Origin of the sequence: Gynuella sp. (genome assembly GCF_050297175.1) — a bacterium.
Taxonomy (GTDB): Bacteria; Pseudomonadota; Gammaproteobacteria; order Pseudomonadales; family Natronospirillaceae; genus Gynuella.
Window position 1 is genome coordinate 100521 of sequence record NZ_JBNKSF010000052.1, and the last position, 17638, is coordinate 118158.

The following is a 17638-nucleotide window of genomic DNA, read 5'->3' on the forward strand; positions in this document are numbered from 1 at the left end:
GCTACCTCACGATGTGTATCTGTGCCATTCTCCGTTCAATAACTTTACGGTGAACCCCCAGCAATCTGGCTGCCTCTGATTTATTACCGTTACTGATTTCAACAGCCTGCTCAATCAGCGCATCGTAAATAGTCTTGAGTTTATTAGTGATCGGCATATCAATGATTTCTTTGGCGACTCTGGCTGCACAGTCCACCGGTTCCGTTATCATGGCTAGCTGTTTAATGGTATCCGCAGTGACATACTGGCTATCTGCCAATACGGTTAGTTTGTCGATCACATTCTTCAACTGACGGATATTTCCCGGCCATTCTGATGATTGCAATAACTGTAGCGCACAAGGTGCCAGGGTAATCCTTCCGGATGAAACAGCGAAACATCGCGCCAGTAATGGAATATCATCCCGACGCTGATGCAGCGATGGAATAACCACTTCAAACAGGTTTAGTCGATACCAAAGATCCTCACGAAATTCTTTTTCTTCAACCAGCTGCACAAGACTTTGATGCGATGCACTAACGATGCGCCCGGTGAATTCAAGCACTTCACTACCACCTATTCGAGAGAATTTTCTACTTTCAAGCACTCGTAGCAGTTTTGCCTGATGCACCAGAGGCAACTCGGCTATTTCATCCAGAAACAAAGTCCCTTCATTAGCCTGATAAAAAAAACCGTGCTGTTTTCGGTCCGCGCCAGTAAACGATCCCTTTTCATGCCCAAAAAACAGTGATTCGAACAAACTCTCCGGAATTGCGCCACAATTCACACAGACAATCTTTCCGAGTCGGCCACTCAGCTGATGAATAGCGTTGGCAAATAACTCTTTGCCGGTACCGGTTTCGCCGTTGAGAAATACAGCCCCATCACTGACGGATATTTTTTTCAGGTAGCCAGCCAGCTTTATCATGATAGGATTCTGACTGATTATTCCGGGCAATATCTCAGGGAAGACCTCTGTAAAATCTGACCTTGAATTCACATCTGATCTCCTCATTCAGTAAATGAACTAACATTTTTATGGTTAGCCCTTATTAATACTTTTGAAATCATCCTTATTTTTTTTGATTCTGTCACAAAATAATTTTTTGTTGAAAATACTGAATTTCATTTTTGCCTGTTACGTCCACCTGAGCAAACGATATTGGATAGATTCAGCCAGGTTGATCACTCTATCCTGAAAAATCAAGATAAAATAGATTTCTGAGAAGTAATAACAATATTGATCGAGACAAGGAAGCACCTCTCTCAAAGTTACAGAAAAATGATATAAATAAGCACCAGACAAAGTACTGCCTTCGACCAACCTGACAAAGTCTTACACAAAAACAAATCGTTTTTATAGGTACTCCAATATTACGACTGATTCAACACTGCTATTTTTGAGAGAACGGTTCGAGCAATATTCCCGAATTCATTTTATCCAGAAGACTAGCGAGATCGCGGTACAAAACTGACTCACTCTTGACCGGCCCACTATAGTAGAACACTTCTTGTTCTGAGGGCGGTAAAGCCCGAAAACGCAACGATCTAAATTCCAGCTTTCGTATTGCTTTACTGGATGACACATTAAAACTGAACACCTTAGCATAGCAACAGTTCATTTTAAGATTTTGCCGGGCCACTCGAATAAGTATTCTCACGGCTTTGGGTCCATACCCACTGCGTTGAAAATCTTTGCCAATCCAGTAATAGAAAAAACCGATCCCCTCATAAACCAGAATGCTGACCGAACCGATAAACCCATACTCATCATGTATGACTGCAAACAACCTTCGTTCCACCTCCTGCTGGCAAACGTGCAACCATCCAATCCAATGCTGTGCAGATTGAAATACCGGAAGATTACACAGCCGGGCTATCTGTGGATCTGCATACTGCCAGCTAAAGTCGCTGACATGATGACAAGCCAGCGGTGTCAGGCTGATTTCATCACAGCGAAGGTCACCCCGAGCCAATGGCAAGGTGTCCAGGCATTGCTGAATATTGTGACGAGCTGCCTGGGCGTCTTGCCGCTGATCACCATCCAGCCGCTTCAGCGCCCGTGTATAAAACCCCATCTGCGCTTCTATCAGGCTGATTTCAACTGCCGATGCCTGCCATAGCCCCAGCCTGTGCAACCGGAGAAGCAGCGGCCAATCGCTGAGGTATCTGGCCAGCGCAACTGTTTTTTCTATCTGTGGTGCGGTTAGCTGATAACTTCCCGGCCATTTACGCATACTCAGCATCAAGGCATATCGTTCATCCGCCGAGACTTCGGGCTGTTGCAACTGGAACAGTTTGTCCAGGATCTGGTCCGGCGTTTGGTGCATTAATGTCTGTTTTTTGGGTGTTACAGTAGATGTGGATGACACAACCGCTCCTGATTTCAATTACCGGCTTCCCGTATTGAGCAATGCCTGTGCCACTGCGTAACGGGCGGATTTTCAGGTGCTTTTGTCATCGACGTCCACATTCGGCCAAAACATAGATGTTATCTGGTGCAATCCAACCACTAACCAGAATGACATATCTCGGTCTGACAAGTAGACGATTCATTTGAGTAGCATGAAAACTTTAAACATCACCAGTCTGTTCTATGCTTGCTGAGTCGGTGCGGTATGTGAAACAAATGTGAGACTATTTTTATTTGCTTCTGCAATGATACAAATGATCAACACCACTCGGTTCAGTCTGACCGACGGATCGATACGGGAGCGAAAAAATGAAAGAACCGTAAATATTTGAATATCTCGCCACGGTACTCAGCGATACTCCAGCCTTTTCATCGATAGAAAGGCTTTGTTTGACATCCAACGTTCTTCGGCCGTCCTATCTGTTTTCATGATAATGATGAGCAAATGATGAGCAAAAAAAAGCCCCGAAACCGGGGCTTTTCTCTACTCTTTAACAGGCAAACCAATCGCTCTTTATAAAGGCGTCAGGCTAAACCAATTCAAGTTCCAACCTCCTTGAAGAGCAGCGATACCAAAGTCCTGAACCCCAGCCTGTAGCTGAACGTTCATTGTCACGGTTGTCCAGGATTGCCAGCCGCCGGTAACAGGAATCTGCACAGTGCCATAGACCTGCCCTCCACCCGAGCGCTCCAATCTCAGAGTCCCCTGGCTGGAAGCAGAGGCTACCCGGAATGACACTCGATAAGTACCCGATTTCGGAACGTTAATATTGAGGTACGACAGCCAGTCACCACTATCAATCCAACCGACGTTCTGGCCGCCATTCTGATCAGTGGTGGCTTCAACATCAGTACCTGATTGATAACTGAAATCTTCGGCTTCGATTTTGATGGTATTTCCTGCCGGACTTCCACCACCCCACTGACGAATAATATCTTTGACCAATTGTCCAGAGGCTGTGAGACTGCCATTACTGTTAAAGACAGATGCGCCCTCAGCTTTATCATTCCACGCCCAGTTAGCATGGCTGATATTGTTGGTTTTTAGGAAATTCATCCAGGCCTGTGTTTCGTTATAGTTTACGCCGCCATCGCCATCAGCATTAATTGTTCCCCATTCGGTGGCGAATAATGCAATGCCATTATTCAGTGCTATTTGTGCTTTATCGCGCAGCCACTGTCCGTGTGATCCAGCGTAAAAATGCAACGTATAAGCAACGTTGGGGCGGTTGATGGGATTATAAGAAGCGATATCAACATCCTGAGACCAGTTAGGAGTGCCCATGATAATCAGGTTATCAGGGTCAATTCCACGAATAGTGTCGATGAGACTTTCGGCGTAAGGCTTCAGTGTGTTGTCCCAGGAGACAGCCTTGGGTTCATTATAAAGCTCATAAATGACGTTGTTATAACCTCCCCATTTTCCGGCAACCGTCTGGAAAAAAGATCGTGCCAGATCCCAGTTTTCATGCGCCCGATGGCTGTGATAATCGACAATGACATACATATCGTTATCAATGGCAGCCTGAATAACAGCATCCAGCCGGGACATATTTCCCCACCAGTCCAGGTCCACACCACCGGTACTTTCTCCTTGTCCTATTGCCGCTCGTACAATCGTGGCACCAAACTCCTGTTTCATGCGTCTCACGTTTTCGGCATTATAAAATTTCTCTCCACCCCAGTCTGTATTACTCCAGAACAAGCTGTTTCCGGCAAGACTACGAGCCGAACCACCGACCAGTACTTTGTTACCCTGTACGGACAAGGGTGCTACTGCCAGGCTATGAGCCGAAAGCAACATAGCAGGAATCAGTAATGTACCTGGTAAAACCTGTTTCATAATTTTCTTTGCTGAGGCAGAACACCAGCTGAGTATCGTCATTATTTTTCTCCTTCGTCTGCAGGTTTGCCGTCCAAATACTAAAAACCCATAGCCGGCATGATAATTTTTACATCTATGTTGACAGATCCGGCTTATTTTTATGCCGAATGAACAACGCTACGTTTTTAAGGTTCCTGACACACCAGATAATCAAATGAATCGTCCTGATCCACTTGAATATCCTTCTTTAACAAATGGTGAAGTTTGTGAAGCTCCAACTGCCTGAGCAGGACCTTACTGGTGACGCCTCCGTGCGTCACGATGAGTCCGGTCTGATTCCTCCCTGAATGAGTCAAGACTCACTGTACTGATAAAGCAGCATCCAGCCCTGGGTGATCAGACGGTGCAGCCGAAAACGTTTGTGAGCTGCCACTGAATCCTTTTACCAGAATACAATCAATGCCAGCGTTACCGATAAGGTTCATTCCGGCTTCACGTGCAAGTGTACTAACGTCGGAACCACGGCAATCACTATTGAAATCACCCACCACAATAGATGGAAATGCGCTATACCGTCTGACTTCTGCTGCGGTTTCATAGGCATTAGCCCTTCTGGATGTGCCACTTTCATGATCCCAATGAACCGTTAACATGACATACTCCAATCCATCTTTAACAAGTTTGACCGATTCTCCGGTACGAGTCGCATGAGGACCATCGGTCATGTCAAAGCGCCGGCTCGCTATCAGGCGATTACCTTTACAAGTATTGATAAATATCTGGTATTGCTGTTGCCAGCAGGAACCTAATGCTGCTCCCAGGGCATTTGCTTTGCTGTAATCGGTCGGCATACCGGGGCCAATCATCCAATCTTCAACACCTTCCTGAATACCAACCACATCGACATCACGAGAGTGGATTAAATTAGCATAAGCATCTGCTGACTTCGGCATGGTGGCCCAACCATATACATTCAATGACATGGCTTTTATCGTCGTGTCGTGATGGCTGTCATCAATGATTGTCGAAGACAATTTAAAATTATCCAGATCAAATATGCCGGAGCCTGATTTGCCGACCAGATATAGGTCATGAACACCGGAGGTTGGTTGGATATTGAAGCTTCGCGACTGGTAGTTGCCCCAGCCACCAGTTGGGGTCATCGTATATTGTGCAATCATCGGACCTGTTGGGCTATCAAGCCGGAGTTGTGCAATCCCATTGCTGTACTCGCCTGCAACCTTCAAGGAAATACTGCGAGCCTGATTGCCAAAGTTGATTGCACGGTATTTTATCCAGTCACCCGCATCAAAGTAGCCGATACCAGCATTGTTTCGTTCTATTCCTTGCATATCATCGTAGGCTTCGGCTTCAATCACCCCATACGCACTTGAACGGATGTCAAAGGAATGAAAGTTAAACTCCCCACTCTCAAAGACTACTCGGAGGGTATGAATACCGGCATTAAGCTTGATACTAACAGGGGTTGTTTCTTTCCAATTCTGCCAGTCACCGGTTCCTGAAAAACTGATCGTATCGGTTTTTAAGGTCGTGGCACCGGATATCTCGTAGCGAAAACGACCTCCATTTCCAGTAGTGGCGATTTTGGCCGAGACATCAAAAGTACCTGCGGATTTGACATTAACCGTATACTGCAGCCACTCACCGGGGCTTATCCAGCCAATGTTGAACCCCCCCGATGAAGAGGTTTGAATATCTACATCGTCTGTACGGTATTCATCGCCGGTATTGCCGCTGGTGGTATCGTGATATGAAGAACCCTCGCCGCCTCTATCATAGTTTTCAGCAGCGACGGTACCTGGAATAGTTAAAGGAAACCCGAGATAGGGTTCAGCAGGAGTATCGTTGATTCCACCCGAAAAAACGTGGGACTGCTGCTGACTATCGTAGGCCAAGCCATTTTCCTGATAAGTAAAAGAATAGCTGACCCTGTCAGCCGACGATAGATTTGGCAGGACATATTCGAAACGCCCATTTCCTTTATTTTCCATCTGAACGTTTTGCTGAATGCCATCATTGATCTGATAATGGATGATACAAAAATTTTCGCTCTGGCATTGGACTAATAATTGATGAGCATTGACCTCCTGATGCTCAGCACGCGTCTGAAAACCAACAAGCAGCAGCATAGTGACCATTAAACCGTGAATATATCGACCAATAGGCATTAAAGCACTCTGATAGGTCTGCGTTTTTCTCATTCGAATATGATCTGCAGTCATAGGGTTCCTTTAACATTTTAATTATATTTGTTAATAATGTTATCGGTTATGCTTGGGCTGTCTATCGGGAAATCGGTATTTCTAGAAGTCCAACACATTTATAAAAATATCTTGGTACTCATACTAACGAAAAAAAATAACAACAAACAACTCTCAAATTTTGCACCCACCCCTGGTGCTACTGGGAAACAAACGAAAAATACCCTTGTTTCAAGCGCTTTATTCGGCGAATAGTCTTTTATGAACTGATAACGCTCTTCCTGACGAATAGAGCACCACCATAAACATGATCGTCAGACGCATTTTTGTCAATACCCGCAAATGTTAAGGGGCCTCTGAAAAATAGGAATAATGTTGATGCAGGCGAGGAAGCACCACTCGTAACACCGCAATTTACGGGCGTAAAGAGAATGTGAGACGGGGGCTGACAACGTCCTGCGCGAAAACAGGCCATTTTTCAGAGGTTCTCTAAAAGCGTTATTGGCACTTATGCCCTACTTCATTCTCGATTCGGGAGTAACCCGCATGACCTCTTCCGCGGTAGTCAGGCCGGCAGCCACTTTTTTGGCTCCACTTAAGCGCAGAGTATGCATTCCCTCTTTGATGGCCTGATTGCGGAACTTCACAAGATCCACATCATTGGAAATAAACTCCCCCAGAGTTTCTGTCAGCAGGAAAATTTCATATAAACCACTGCGCCCCAAATACCCGGTGTTGCGGCATTCCAGACAACCAACCGGTCGATAGATTCTGGTGGGTGGCTGTGCACTCCAGGGATGGGTCAACTGCTGCCAGTCTTCTTTGCTGATAACACTTTCTTCCTTGCAATGCGGGCACAGTGTTCGCACCAGCCGTTGCGCCATCACCCCCAACACTGTCGATTTGATCAGATACCCGGGCACTCCCAGGTCGAGCAGCCGGGTGATCGCTGTGGGGGCGTCATTGGTATGCAGAGTGCTCAATACCAAATGACCGGTCAGCGCTGCCTGGATAGCCATTTGCGCCGTTTCGAGATCACGAATCTCCCCGATCATGATGATGTCAGGGTCCTGACGCAGTAACGCCTTAACGCCCTCAGCAAAGTCGAGTTCAATATTGTGCTGCACCTGCATCTGATTGAATGCCGGCTCCACCATCTCAATAGGATCTTCAATGGTACAGACATTCACTTCGCTGGTGGCCAGCTGCTTTAGAGTGGAATAAAGCGTGGTGGTTTTACCGGAACCCGTAGGGCCGGTGACAAAGATGATACCGTTTGGCTGAGAAGACATCTTATGCCAGCGGGCCAGTTCCTCTTCACGAAAACCCAGTTGCTCAAATGGCCGTAACAGCACCTCGGGGTCGAAAATCCGCATCACCAGCTTTTCGCCAAACGCGGTTGGTAATGTCGACAAGCGCAATTCGATCTCATTCCCTTCCTGACTTTTGGTCTTAAGACGCCCATCCTGAGGCTTGCGTTTTTCGGCAACATTCATACGGCCGAGAATTTTGATCCTGCTGGTTACCGCCATACCGACCTGTATTGGCATGTTATAAGCCAGGTGCAGTACCCCATCGATACGAAAACGTACAAATGCTTGTTCGCGACGTGGTTCGATATGTATATCACTGGCCCGCTGATCGAACGCATATTGCAGGATCCAGTCGACAATATTAATGATCCCCTCATCGTTGGCATCTGGGGATTTCAGATTGCCGAGCTCCAGCAACTGTTCAAAATTGCCGACCCCGGCACCGACACGCTCGCCACTTTTGGTTGCCCCGGAGACAGATTTCGCCAGCGTGAAAAATTCCACACTGTAACGCTGAATGTCATCCACGGATGAAATCACTTTTCGTACGGTCTTGCGGGTAATCTGTTCAACCGTCTCTTCCCAGCCACGAATAAACGGTTCGCATGTAGCAATGACGACTTCGTGTTCATTGACTTCGACCGGCAGCACCCCCTGGCGTTTGGCAAACTCAAATGACATCACCTGAGTCACAGCCCTGGCATCAATCTTCAGAGGGTCAATGTGATAATAGGGAAACCCTGTCTGCTCACTCAGCCACTCCGCCAGCACCGCAGGCGACAGTTTTTTACCAGGCCGCTTCTTCCATTCAAGGTCAAATGCGGCAATCTGAATCATCGGGTGCTGTGCTGAAAAGTCAGCCCCTCGCGGCTGGATCAGTGCATTTTCTGCGGCGTCACGGGAAACCATGCCATCGCTGACCAGTGCATCGATAAGAGAACGGAGTTGTAGTTTTCCTGTTTTCGGGATCAGGGGTCTTTGTCGTATCACCATAGTGAAGAAGCGTTACTGTCATGGATGAATGAAGAAGAAAACATGCTGGACCAAACCACACGGATTGGCCAGTTACCAGAGCAAGAAACGGGGACGTTTCCCCGTTTTTACACAGTTATGCTGATGAGGCTGCGACAAATGGCAGCAGTTTTAATACTACCTCACCTAGAACAACTATCTCTGACGAGGTAACAGACATTGTTTCAGTGCCCCCTTAAATGCCATTTGCGAGTTTCTGCGCCAATACATTCAAGTTACGCATCACCACAGGCTGAGTACGGGCCCAACTGTTGACGGACTGCTTTTCTTCGAAACTCAGTCGCTGCAACCAGTCACCCAAGTGTGAGACAACGTCCATGGCATTGAGTTCAACCAGATTGTCCTCGATATGATCGAGTTCGTTGCGCATATGAGTCAACTCACAGTCCAGCATCCCTTCCAAAGTGCGGCAGAGATGATTTAACCCCTGCACCATGGGTTGACGCTCCAGCCAGTAACTGGCATTTCCTCCACATTCAGACAGGTGTAACGCTGCACACTGATGACGTAAGGGTTCCAGAATAGACTCACTGACGGCAATTCCGGCCCGTTGTCTTATATCGTCGTCGTAGTAATCACGCCATTGCTGATCATGCAGCCAGACACTCAGTGATAACAGGCGTAAACCAAATTCGGGTTGTTGTTCCAACGCCAGCAGCTGCTCGAGTGCATGTCTCGCCTTGGCCTGTTGCAATGCTTCACTGGCAGTGCGCGGCGGGTCGTTGGCCTGACGGCTCAGGGCATAACAGGCAGGCCACCAGTTCAACATCGGATTGAATTTGTCTTCCAGCCAACTCAGTGCTGCCAGCGGTATTTCCAGAGAGGGATTAGGTAGAATGTCCTTGAACAACAGGAAGTGAGTGCGAATATTGCCAAGCGTACTGCGGAAACTGTACAGATGGGTCCAGTTCTGAGTGAAATGAAAGGCTTCCCATTGACGCTGGAGACTTTCCAATTCAAAACCAAGCAGGACTGCAAATGCGGTTTCCACGGTGTCGTCTGCTTTCACCACTGGCACATTGGCACAGGCTCCGGTCACATTGTTGAGCAGCCGATAGCCTCGCTCGGCTTTACTGATGTCACTCGGCACCAGCGGAATATCATCACCAAGCTGGCGGGCCAGTTCAAACAGTGCAGAAACCTCGCCACATTTGAGTTCCAGCTCCACTTCACAGATAGGATCACAGTGGTGACCGGCTTTGACGGCTCCCTGATCCAGCACCACTTCCACTTCAGCACCATCCTCCAGTTGCAGCAACCAGCATTCACGCTCGAAATCGGTGGCAAACTGCTGGCGGATATCTGCAGGATTGACATGCTCCGGGATCAAACCGGATGGAATCAGTGACAGATCCAGGACATCACCCTCAAGCAGCCATTCATGCTCAGTTCGCTGGTGTAGCCCGGCGATATTGCTTCCACCCGCCTTGACTGTCTGGATAAATGTATTGTCCTGACAACGAATGCGTAATGCCACTCCAGCTTGAGTTAAGGCCTGATCAACGGTATCGAAATAACGATTGGATAATGACCATACACTGGATCCGGAACTATAGCGGGAAAAGATCTCATGCCGCCGGAACTGCTGAATGTCGTCTTTCGACAACACCAGTTTCAACTCAATTTCCTGTCCCATGTGAGTACTCCTGTTGTAATTTTTTCGCAACGGGGCAAACCTTTGCTCTTCCAGAATTGGAAAGTCCGAGCACAAAATCCACTTCAGACATTTTTCGGACTATCCTTAACCAAGACTGAATCATACCTAGGCCGGTGGCATCTAAAAAGGCAATCTGTTACAAAATTAATCAGATGACATATTTTTTGTTTTGCCGGTCAACGGCGCTGTGTTGTACAGGCTATCAATATCACTACTTTTTCAGATTAGAGTGTCGATGATCGTGTTACCAAAACTTTCTTTAGTCGTTAAGCTAAGCAGTCTGTTTACCCTGATCACGATACTGGCCCTCATCAGTATGGGTTATTCACTTCTGGTTACCCAAATTACCGAAGGCGATGCCGCCGCCATTAACGTCAGCGGTTCTTTGCGCATGCAATCTCACAGAATGGCGTCAAGACTGCAGCAGCCGCAGTTACGCTCTCAATTACCGGCGCTGGCGATCGAATTTGAAAACAGCCTCTATTCCAAGACCCTGGTGAATGTTGTGCCTGACAACCCAAAACACTCCACCTACCGGCAATATCACCTGGTATTGGATACCTGGACCCATCTAAAACCAATAATACTGGGGCAACATCCACAACAGTTTCTCAACGAAGTGGATCAATTTGTGAATCACATTGATGTACTGGTGCAGGAGTTTCAACGCAATTCCGAGATTAAAATTCAACGCCTGCGCCAGGTTCAGGGCATTGTGATCAGCCTGACCATTATCATCACCATCCTGTTAATCTACGTGCTGCGCCAGAATATCGTGACGCCGCTGAAACAATTGACCGTCGCCGCCGAACAACTCCGCCAGAGAAATTTTTCCACGCAAGTGGGCTATCATTCCAATGATGAGCTGGGTCTGTTGAGCGAAACGTTTGATAACATGGCACAGGATCTGTCTGAACTGTATGACGACCTTGAAACCAAGGTGATGGATAAAACCAAGGAAATTCAACGCACCAACCGCACGCTGGAATTGTTGTATAACGCCAGCCGCACGTTCAGCCGCCATCCGGATCAGGTACTGGTGCTGGTTCCAAGTATTCTGCAGCAGCTGTCTGATGCCACCATGGTACGCAAAATACGTTTTTTCAGTCAGGATGATCTTAACGACGACATACCTTCTGTCCGTTATTACCTCTCGGCTCTGGAGCGTGCCGGCGTCAATGCCAAGGGGCCGATTGATGTCATGGACAACGACCAGAGCCTGTTCCCGGTGCGCTTTAAAGAGCGCCTGCTCGGACTGGTGGCCTGCTCAAATCCGATACGGTTCGAAGACTGGCAGATACGGGTCATTAACACGATGACGGACATTATCGCCAATGCGATTCTACTCGCCGATCACGCCGCCAATGAGGCCCGGGTAGCGCTCGCCAGCGAACGCGCCATTATTGCTCGGGAACTTCACGACTCTATTGCCCAGAACCTTTCCTATCTGAAAATTCAGCTCACCCGGCTGAGGCTACGATTACGGGAACCCTACGATGCTGAAGATGTAGAGACATTACTGCAAGAGTTCAGCGATGCCCTGAACAACAGTTACAAACAGCTCAGGGAACTGATTACCACTTTCCGTCTTAAAACCGAAGCTCAGGAACTGCATCAGGCGTTGCAGACTACCATTGAGGAGTTTAATCAATACAGTTCGACAGATTTTCAACTGCACTATGATCTCAAGAACCAGCTTGCCCCCCATGAAGAAGTTCATGTACTCCATATCATCCGTGAATGCATGTCTAACGTGATCAAACACGCCAGAGCGAGCCTTTGCAGTGTACAGCTACTGAATCATCAGGATCAGGTGGAGGTTACCATTACAGACGATGGCATTGGCCTGAGACAGAATGACCATCAACCTGGACATTATGGCCTGAATATCTTGCAGGAGCGGGCACAACGACTACAGGGTGAGATTCATTTTGCCAAGCCGGCACAAGGTACCTCAGTGATCCTGACGTTTACACCACAGACTGCCACTGAAGTGACTGAATAAGGTGGTGGAAACCGACCCAGAACTTGCCCGACAGCAATCCAGGATAGACATTTTACATGCTAGACTCGGATACTTCCGGCACAACATTCATACGATAAACCATAACAAGCGCCAGAGCAGGAGAGATATCCATGTCTGACCAGTCCGCCATCGAAACCATTGCAGATGTACTCATTGTCGACGACCATCCGATGATGCGCCGGGGTCTGATGCAGTTGCTGGAAATGGAGCCCAGACTGAATCCGATCGGTCAGGCCAGCAGTGGCGAACAGGCAATTAAGATAGTCACTCAGGATGAGCCCGATTTGATCCTGATGGACCTTAACATGCCGGTCATGGATGGCATTGAGACCATCCGGCAAATTCGCAATGCGGAAGTACACTCAAAAATTATCGTTTTCACCGTGTCCAATGATCATGCAGACGTATTTCGGGCCCTGCGTGCCGGTGCTGATGGCTATCTGCTGAAGGACATGGAACCCGAGGATCTGATCAAGAGCATTCTGAACTGTGCCGGCGGCCAACAGATTTTCAGCCCCGAGCTGATGGATGTGATTTCCAAAGCCCTGCGTGACCGCAAAATCATCAATGGCCCCAGCCCGGCCGATCTGACAGACCGTGAGCGGCAAGTGTTGAAACTGATTGCCGATGGCCAATCCAACAAGATGATTGCCCGCGACCTGGATATCGCTGAAGGAACCGTCAAAGTTCACGTCAAACGACTGCTCAACAAACTGGGCATGCGGTCCCGTGTGGAAGCAGCCGTCTGGGTCGTCGAAAACCAGTGGTTGCTCTGATCACCAAACATAACGTCATCTTATCTTTTGTGTGCTGAAAAGCACCCAACAAACCAGATTAGGAGCCACCATGAGTTGCTGTGACACACCCGCAGGACTATTGCCATTTGAAACGGCACTTTCCCGTCTGCTGGCAGAAATACATCCAACAGAAACACAACAGATTGTTGAACTGGGGCAAAGCATTGGCCGGGTACTTGCCGAACCGGTCATCAGCCACGTCAACGTTCCCCCCTACACGAATTCCGCTATGGACGGTTATGCCATTCACCTGACAGAACCGGCACCTGCCAGTTATCGATTGATTGGTCGTTGCCTGGCTGGACATCCATTCGAACAAACCGTCGCACCCGGAGAGTGTGTTCGCATCATGACCGGGGCACAACTGCCGCCCGGAGCCAATTGCGTGATCATGCAGGAAAATGCCACTATCCTCGATGATGACACAGTGGCCTTCAGCGACGGACTGGTGCTCAACCGGAATATCCGCCGCGCCGGTGAGGATATCGCCGCCGATGCGACCGTCTATGACGCTGGCCACCGTATCAACACAGCAGATATCGCCGTACTCGCGGCGCTGGGCATCGCCAGCGTGTCAGTCAAACGGCAACTGAAAGTGGCACTGCTGGCATCCGGCGATGAACTGAAACTCCCGGGCACCACGCTAAATCCGGGAGAACTGTACGAATCCAACCGTCCGGCCATTCATGCCATGCTGACCCGAATGGGCATTGCAGTCCGGGACTTTGGCATTATTGCCGATGATAAGGAGCAACTGAAAAACGCATTCCTAAGCGCCGCAAAAGATTGCGACGCCATCATTACCACTGGCGGCGTGTCTGTCGGCGAAGCCGATTACACCAAAGATATTCTGACCGAGATTGGCGAAGTAAACTTCTGGAAGCTGGCCATCAAACCCGGCAAACCTGTGGCATTCGGTCGTATTGACCAGGCAGTGTTTTTTGGTCTGCCCGGCAATCCGGTTTCGGCGCTGGTAACCTTCCACCAGTTGGCGGTACCGGCTCTAAAAAAAATGCAGGGTCACGAACAGATTCACTACCCGACCCAGACCGCCATTGCTGCATCTGATTTTAAAACATCACCGGGCAGAACCGATTTTCAACGCGGTATCTTGTTCCATGATGATCAGGGGCGACTGGCGGTTCGTAGCACCGGAGCTCAGGGCTCACACATGCTGACCTCATTAACCCGAGCCAATGGCTACGTCATTCTGGCACCGCAAACGGAACCGGTGAAGGTTGGGGATTCAGTCAAAGTACAATGGTTTGACGCGCTGCTGGGATAAACCGACAGGCAGATACAAATAAGCAAGTGCTCCGGTGTACAGACCGGCGAGGGATGCGGGTGACGGCATTACCAGTCACCCGTGAGGTTATCTCGATCCGGCTCAGGCCAGCTTGATACTCAGATCAAAGAGCTTGTCATTGAATGGTCGACGCATGTTTTCCATGGCATCAATGATATCGTGATGCACCAGCTGATCGTTATGAATCCCTACACAACGGCCACCCTCACCCTGTACCAGCAGATCCACGGCATAGCTGCCCATCCGGCTCGCCAACAAACGATCAAACGCCGTTGGATTACCGCCACGCTGAATATGACCCAGGATCGTCGCACGGGTCTCCAAACCGGTTTCTGCTTCAATTTTCTCAGCCAGGGCATTGGCATCAGTGACCTTTTCCGTCAACGCCACAATCGCATGCTTCTTACCACGGCCAACCTGAGATTTGAGCTTGGCAATCAGGTCTGCCTCGTCTAACCCACGCTCAGGCACGATACAAAACTCGGCCCCACCACCAATAGCAGCAGATACCGTTAAATCACCGCAGTGGCGGCCCATGATTTCAACAATGGAGATCCGGTGATGCGAGGTACTGGTATCGCGCAAACGATCGATCGCTTCCAAAACGGTATTCAGCGCAGTGAAAAAACCAATAGTGTAATCGGTACCATTGATATCATTGTCAATCGTGCCCGGCAAACCTATGCAGGGGAACCCCATTTCAGTCAGAGCCTTGGCCCCCATATAGCTGCCATCGCCACCAATCACCACCAGCGCATCGATATTGGCAGCCTTCAGATTTTCCACCGCTTTTTCGCGCACACTCAGTTCTTTGAATTGAGGGAACCGGGCAGACCCAAGCACAGTACCACCACGGTTAATGATGTTGGACACAGACCGTCTGGTAAGCTCCTCAATATGATTCTCGTAAAGCCCCAGATACCCGTCGTACACACCGAATACCTGTAACCCCTGGTCAATACCGGCTCTGACAACGGCCCTGACAGCTGCATTCATCCCTGGAGAATCACCACCACTCGTTAACACACCTATTTTCTTAACCGCTCCCATTTTGGAACCCCCACTCAAGTGAATTTGGTAATAAAATTACAAAATCATCCATCATACAGCAATCAGAATCCTGATATTTTCAGTATCTATTGATGTTGCTCAGTTTCCCAGCGTTGTTTCACAATACCGCCAGAGTTCAAACATAACTTCAGACAATTCAGAATTTTAGTGACTTAGCCGCTGCAAAGGCGGCTTTCCAGCCTGTCGCCTGCACAAAAACCCAGGCCTCTCAGAACATTGCAGCGGCTGAAAATGATAAAAAAGGACCTACAGCCTCAAACTTAAAAATGAAATTTTATTTCATCATAGACCCTTATCACAGCCCGTTACCTGTTTTTGCCAGTATTGCCAGGCCTGATCGATCTGATGCTGACTGAATACCCGTACACCAGCTTGCCGTAAATACTGAACCGTTCGCCCTTCCCCTTCAACAACACGACCACCGAAACTGCCATCGTAAATATGTGTAGAGCCACAGGAAGGGCTGAGATCAGTCATGATTGCTATTTTTATCCCATGGTCCTGCACCAGTTTTTGCGCCTGCCGGGCACCCAGTTCAAAAGCCCCGGTTACATCTAACTGCGAGTGTGTGACAATACGGTGATCAGGTTGAATTTCTGCAGGCTCCCGCGGCACAGGCAGACCGCCTGCCAGTTCCGGACAAAACGGTAGCAGCTGACCCGACTGCTGCCATTGCTGGAGTATCGGACTGGTGACAGGTTTGCCCTTGCCATCATACCGAACGGGCTCCCCCAACAGACAGGCACTGATTAGAACCTTCATAGACTACCTCATCACTTCAGGATCGTTATGTCGTTACTTCACGCGCTTTTTTCGGCCATCAATGTGACAGGCCCCATTCTGCTCATCTTAGCGTTGGGAATCTGGTTTAAACACGCCAACTTCATCAACGACCAGTTCGTAATCGTGGCCAATCGTCTGGTGTTCAATATCTCACTACCCAGCCTGCTATTCATTTCCATCGCCAATAAATCGCTGGCGGATTCCCTAAACCTCAAACTGGTAATGTTTGGGGCTATTATGACACTAATCATCGTCGCAGCACTGTGGCTCATTGCGCCAATAATTACAGACAAAGACAAGCGTGGCGTTTTTGCCCAGTGTGCATTTCGCGGCAACATGGGCATTATCGGCCTGGCGTTATGCATCAATGCCTATGGCGACGCCGGTCTCGTCAGCGCCAGTGTGTATATTTCGTTTATGGTCATTTTGTACAACATCCTCTCCGTGGTACTGCTAAATGCCGGAGATGTTCGCTCACAGCTACAAAGTATATTAAAAAACCCACTGATTATTGGTGTGGTACTGGGGATACTCTGGAGCCTCAGTGGCGTACAGGTACCATTCCTGATCAGTCGCAGCGCTGAATACTTTGCCCACCTCACCATTCCACTGGCATTACTGGCCATCGGCGGGACACTGAACTGGCACTCAGCCAGATCCAACCAACGTGACGTAATCTGGATCACCGCTTTCAAACTGATAATCATTCCCATGATTACCGTCCCGGCTGCACTGCTGATGGGGTTTCGGGGAACAGACCTGGGAATATTGTTTATGATGATGGCCACACCCAGCGCTACCGCTTCCTATATCATGGCCCGTGCCATGACACCCTATGGCGCACTGGCAGCCGAGTCAGTTGCCCTGACAACCGCACTGTGCCCGTTTGCGATAACACTGGGTCTGGTGCTGTTACAGACATTGCAATTGACGTAACGGTATTCAGCGAAACTGGATACGGCTAACATGACCAGCCTCTCACCAATGGTTATCAGCATAAATGCATCCATCCAAAACCGGGATTCAGAGACGGCGATACCTGAAAGTCATAAGCAGACACTCACGGGAAATAACCGAGCTTTTTTACCTGCTTGTTTTTATGATCTTGAACGCTGTTTTTTCTGTCTTTCTCTTTAAAGCTATCCACACTATTCCCAGTTTGAATATCGACGGCAAAAAAGAGTTACTTGGGGGGCATGATTTAATTTTGCGGA

At 48.6% G+C, this 17638-nt stretch carries 13 protein-coding genes; 5 read left to right on the plus strand and 8 right to left on the minus strand.

The genetic code is table 11. The annotated features are described in order from the left end of the window. Position 1: 1 nt before the first annotated feature. From ACQY6I_RS20470 to ACQY6I_RS20495, 6 genes are all read right to left on the minus strand, one after another. Entirely contained in the window at positions 2 to 979 is a 978-nt protein-coding gene (locus ACQY6I_RS20470) for a sigma 54-interacting transcriptional regulator (RefSeq protein WP_428243372.1), read from the minus strand. 394 nt (positions 980 to 1373) lie between these two features. Then, positions 1374 to 2351 (minus strand): GNAT family N-acetyltransferase, encoded by a 978-nt coding sequence (locus ACQY6I_RS20475; RefSeq protein WP_428243373.1) that lies wholly within the window; start codon positions 2349 to 2351, stop codon positions 1374 to 1376. 555 nt (positions 2352 to 2906) lie between these two features. After that, on the minus strand, positions 2907 to 4277 hold the full coding sequence (locus tag ACQY6I_RS20480) for a cellulase family glycosylhydrolase (RefSeq protein WP_428243374.1): 1371 nt from the start codon (positions 4275 to 4277) through the stop codon (positions 2907 to 2909). A gap of 299 nt (positions 4278 to 4576) precedes the next feature. Beyond that, on the minus strand, positions 4577 to 6460 hold the full coding sequence (locus ACQY6I_RS20485; RefSeq protein WP_428243375.1) for a carbohydrate-binding protein: 1884 nt from the start codon (positions 6458 to 6460) through the stop codon (positions 4577 to 4579). A 494-nt stretch (positions 6461 to 6954) separates the two neighbouring features. Further along, positions 6955 to 8745, minus strand: a complete 1791-nt coding sequence (locus tag ACQY6I_RS20490; protein WP_428243376.1) for a GspE/PulE family protein — start codon at positions 8743 to 8745, stop codon at positions 6955 to 6957. Between the two features lie 214 nt (positions 8746 to 8959). Beyond that, on the minus strand, positions 8960 to 10420 hold the full coding sequence (locus ACQY6I_RS20495) for a CYTH domain-containing protein (protein WP_428243377.1): 1461 nt from the start codon (positions 10418 to 10420) through the stop codon (positions 8960 to 8962). 256 nt (positions 10421 to 10676) lie between these two features. On the opposite strand from ACQY6I_RS20495, the gene ACQY6I_RS20500 reads away from it, so the two are divergent. The 3 genes from ACQY6I_RS20500 (at position 10677) to moeA (ending at position 14549) form a co-directional block, all read left to right on the plus strand. Further along, positions 10677 to 12446, plus strand: coding sequence for a histidine kinase (locus tag ACQY6I_RS20500; RefSeq protein ID WP_428243378.1), 1770 nt, complete (start codon positions 10677 to 10679; stop codon positions 12444 to 12446). A 131-nt stretch (positions 12447 to 12577) separates the two neighbouring features. Continuing rightward, positions 12578 to 13243, plus strand: coding sequence for a two-component system response regulator NarL (gene narL / locus ACQY6I_RS20505; protein WP_428243379.1), 666 nt, complete (start codon positions 12578 to 12580; stop codon positions 13241 to 13243). Positions 13244 to 13313: 70 nt separating this feature from the next. Further along, the gene (gene moeA / locus ACQY6I_RS20510; protein ID WP_428243380.1) at positions 13314 to 14549 is read left to right on the plus strand and encodes a molybdopterin molybdotransferase MoeA; all 1236 of its coding nucleotides are present in this window, start codon (positions 13314 to 13316) and stop codon (positions 14547 to 14549) included. A gap of 102 nt (positions 14550 to 14651) precedes the next feature. Here the strand turns inward: moeA and pfkA are convergent, their stop codons facing one another. Together pfkA and ACQY6I_RS20520 are read right to left on the minus strand one after the other, a co-directional pair. Beyond that, positions 14652 to 15620 carry a 6-phosphofructokinase gene (gene pfkA, locus ACQY6I_RS20515; RefSeq protein WP_428243381.1) on the minus strand — a complete coding sequence of 323 codons (969 nt, stop codon included), beginning with the start codon at positions 15618 to 15620 and terminating at the stop codon, positions 14652 to 14654. Between the two features lie 303 nt (positions 15621 to 15923). Continuing rightward, positions 15924 to 16403: a DUF523 domain-containing protein gene (locus ACQY6I_RS20520; protein ID WP_428243382.1), complete on the minus strand. Its 480-nt coding sequence runs from the start codon at positions 16401 to 16403 to the stop codon at positions 15924 to 15926. 27 nt (positions 16404 to 16430) lie between these two features. Here ACQY6I_RS20520 and ACQY6I_RS20525 point away from each other — a divergent pair, with 27 nt between their 5' ends. Both ACQY6I_RS20525 and ACQY6I_RS20530 read left to right on the plus strand, forming a co-directional pair. Continuing rightward, entirely contained in the window at positions 16431 to 17360 is a 930-nt protein-coding gene (locus ACQY6I_RS20525) for an AEC family transporter (protein WP_428243383.1), read from the plus strand. A 64-nt stretch (positions 17361 to 17424) separates the two neighbouring features. Further along, positions 17425 to 17638: hypothetical protein (locus ACQY6I_RS20530; protein ID WP_428243384.1), on the plus strand; the 214-nt coding region annotated here is incomplete at its 3' end.